The 3,009-nt window shown below is 57.6% G+C and carries 5 protein-coding genes; 1 reads left to right on the top strand and 4 read right to left on the bottom strand.

Annotated elements, in window-relative coordinates; translation table 11 throughout:
* Nucleotides 1-102: 102 nt before the first annotated feature.
* From mtnC to mtnB, 3 genes are read right to left on the bottom strand one after another with little or no spacing between them, the layout of a single operon-like run.
* Nucleotides 103-789: an acireductone synthase gene (gene mtnC, locus ACIREA_RS29655; protein ID WP_397385931.1), complete on the bottom strand. Its 687-nt coding sequence runs from the start codon at nucleotides 787-789 to the stop codon at nucleotides 103-105.
* Nucleotides 786-1,379, bottom strand: coding sequence for a 1,2-dihydroxy-3-keto-5-methylthiopentene dioxygenase (locus ACIREA_RS29650; RefSeq protein ID WP_397385930.1), 594 nt, complete (start codon nucleotides 1,377-1,379; stop codon nucleotides 786-788). Before ACIREA_RS29650 ends, mtnC begins: the two co-directional genes overlap by 4 nt.
* Nucleotides 1,380-1,393: 14 nt before the next feature.
* On the bottom strand, nucleotides 1,394-2,056 hold the full coding sequence (gene mtnB, locus ACIREA_RS29645; protein ID WP_397385929.1) for a methylthioribulose 1-phosphate dehydratase: 663 nt from the start codon (nucleotides 2,054-2,056) through the stop codon (nucleotides 1,394-1,396).
* A gap of 119 nt (nucleotides 2,057-2,175) precedes the next feature.
* On the opposite strand from mtnB, the gene ACIREA_RS29640 reads away from it, so the two are divergent.
* Nucleotides 2,176-2,547, top strand: coding sequence for a YkvA family protein (locus tag ACIREA_RS29640; RefSeq protein ID WP_397385928.1), 372 nt, complete (start codon nucleotides 2,176-2,178; stop codon nucleotides 2,545-2,547).
* 191 nt (nucleotides 2,548-2,738) lie between these two features.
* On the opposite strand, the gene ACIREA_RS29635 is transcribed toward ACIREA_RS29640, so the two are convergent.
* A partial coding sequence (locus tag ACIREA_RS29635; protein ID WP_397385927.1) for a hypothetical protein occupies nucleotides 2,739-3,009 on the bottom strand: 271 nt, incomplete at its 5' end.

Here is a 3,009-nt window from a genome sequence, read left to right as displayed (position 1 = left end):
GATCGGCGTTCAAGTCAGTAGCGTGGAGGTGCGTTCAACTGATGCGGGGGAAAAAGTCTTTGATGCCAACTTGGGCGAGTGGCCAAAATAGGCGGCGTATCGTCAGTGTAGCCTCAACTCATCGAAGGATTGGATGGCAGGATGATCGTGCTGCGGCGCCGGTTTGTTTCCAGGCCGGACCGCGAGTGCAGTGAACATGCCAGCGTTTCGCGCCGCATTCAATTCCTCCACAACATCGCTGATGAAGAGAATTTGCTCCGCTGGTAGGTCGCAATCCGCCGCGATCGCCCTGTAGCTGGCGCTTTCGCGTTTGGACCCTGTCGTGGTGTCGTAGTAGCCTGTGAAGTGCGTGGTGAGATCCCCGCGCTTCGTGTGCGCAAAGAAAAGCTTCTGCGCTTGTACACTGCCGGAGGAGTAGATGCGTATTTCCCGGCCCTTCTGACACCAGCCTGCCAGCGCCAACGGCACATCATCAAAGATTCGGCTGCGCAGCTCGCCATTGCGAAATCCCTCTTCCCAGATCATGCCCTGAAGCTGCTTCAAACCGGTCACCTTGGCGTCCGCTTCCATCAGCCGATGCACGGCTGCCTCGGCCTCGGCAGGAGAAGCAAAGGAGGGTACATCTGCATCACGTGCGAGTTGTGAAATCAGCGCCGTGTTCCAATGCATGGCGAGATAAGTTCCCGCATGCTGTCGCGCATACGGAAACATCACGTCATGCACAAACGCCAGAGGCGAGACGGTTCCCTCGATGTCCAGCAGGATCAGTTTTCCCTCGAACGTGATCATGCTGCGATGGCCGCAGCCTGCTCAATACGGAAACCTTTGGCGGCGAGGGGATTGGGCCCAAAGCACAGCGGCTGATACCCGCTCGCAATCGCGTCACCGGTGTACAGTGGCGTCCATCCAGCCTTTTCGCGAAAGAGGCGTATCGCACGGATGGTGCGGTCGGCACACAGGTCAAACCAGTGCTTCGTGCCCGCAGGTACATTGATGAGATCACCTTCTTCGATCTCAATAGAGAAGACCGGATCCCCATTCTCGGGATTGATGTAAAAGATGCCGTGCCCTTTGACGATGAAGCGCACCTCATCCTCTGCATGGCGGTGCTCCTGATTAAACTTGTTCAGCATCTCCTGCAGATTGGGCACCTCCGGAGTCACGTTCACCACATCCGCCGCGATGTAGCCGCCACTCTTCATCAGGGCTTCCACCTCGGGTGCATACGCCGCCAGGATTTCCTCCTGCGTGGCATCTCGGTCGATGCGCCCCGCCACCTGCCAGCGTTCGTAATGAATGCCGTGGGGCAGAAGAAAACTGCGGATGCTGTCCGCATCGTCGATGACTCGGTCTGCGGAAGGAATGCGGAGGTAGGCCATGGAAGGAGTGCTCGTTAAAACGAGCCTAAGAGCAAACGCTTCTGTGTGACGACTTCGAAGAGAAACTCCAGCACCTCAATCTGCCGCCGCGCAGCCGCGATGTTCTCCCCCCAGGTGTAAAGGCCGTGGCCCGCCATCAGAAAGCCATGGCGCAGCACGCTCGCAGGATCTTGCAGTCGTGCATCAATCACCTTCGCCAGCGCTGCAATGTCCTGCGTGTTGGGATAAATCTCGATCCATGCCTCAGACTCATGCGTGCTGATTCCAGCGAGTCCCTTCAGCATTTCATAGCCCGCAATCCGCAGCCCGCCGTCCTTCAGAAAATGCTCGCTCAAGACCGTGGCCGCCACCGAGTGGGTGTGCAGCACCGCTCCTGCGCCGTGTTTCGCCAGCACCGTGTGCAGCAGCGCCTCGGCGGAGGGTTTCGGAAAATCCCCGTCCAACGCCTGCGCGTTTTCATCCACCATGACAAACTGGTCTGGCTGCAGGCGTCCTTTGTCGAATCCACTCCCCGTCATCAGCAGCGTCAGCGGTTCACGGTCAATCACCACACTGTAATTGCTGCTCGTTCCCAGCGACCAGCCGCGATGGTGAAAATCCCGTCCGCATTCAATGAGTTCACTCATCAAATGGTTGATCTGGCCGGTGGCGGATGGCGGGGTGGCTTCTGTGGGCATTGAGTGTGATGATTCGAGCCTTGGTGGCCATGTCAATCGTGCTGATGTGGCAGAATCTCCTCATAACGCTGTTCTCACTGCATGCTGGACTTCACAAATGTCGTTGGTTACTTTTCCCTATGAGTACTCCCACCAATGGCGATCACGATCTCGACATAGCCAAGGTCAACCAGCGCGCGCAGGAGATCGAAACCAAGCTGCCCAAGCTCAAAAAAGTGTTCGAACAAACGAAGATCATGCTCAGCATGGTGAAGGACTACTGGGCGGGATCCTATCGCGAGATCCCCTATTGGGCCATCAGCGCAGTGTCACTGGCCTTGCTCTACGTGCTCAATCCCGCAGACGTCATCCCAGACGTCATTGTCGGCGTCGGCTACCTCGACGACGCCACCGTGGTCGCCTTCTGTTTGAAACTCGTGCAACGCGAACTGGAGCGCTACCAGGAATGGCAGGCCGCCCAAGCCAAGGCCGCCAAAGTCGTGGATGTCTAATACCATGATCTGTTGAATACAGGTCCGTTGCTCCGCACGTCACCCCCCTCTGTTTGAAACCACGTGGAGGCAGTTTCACCTCCAAGGAAGCACCCGGCGCATCCCTGCCATGCAAGATAAGCGCGTGCCGCAGCGCTGGTAGGGAACCGCTGTGCGGGTCCGAATTTTTGGGTCTGTGGCGTCGCGGGCGCTCAAAAAGGTGCGCCGTCCTTGGAGTGTGGAAAGGCGGGGGCGGTGGTTGGGCCGACTGCCACCATGTCCCAATCCGACGGAGGAAGCTCTGTTTTACCGCCTCTCTGCTTGGGCTCGCATAGACTCTTTTTCAGCTCTGATGGTATAAAATCCAGCGCACGTAATGTAGTCCCGGCTTCAGCCGGTTCCGGAAAAAGCCCCGCCCTTCCACCCATCCCCGCAATACAAAAAACCGCCGTGCAGTCTCCTGCACGGCGGTTCAAATTCAAT

Origin of the sequence: Prosthecobacter sp., assembly GCF_044373815.1 — a bacterium.
Taxonomy (GTDB): Bacteria; Verrucomicrobiota; Verrucomicrobiia; order Verrucomicrobiales; family Verrucomicrobiaceae; genus Prosthecobacter.
Note: the sequence above shows the minus strand (reverse complement) of the source record. Positions and strands in the feature narration are given on the sequence as shown.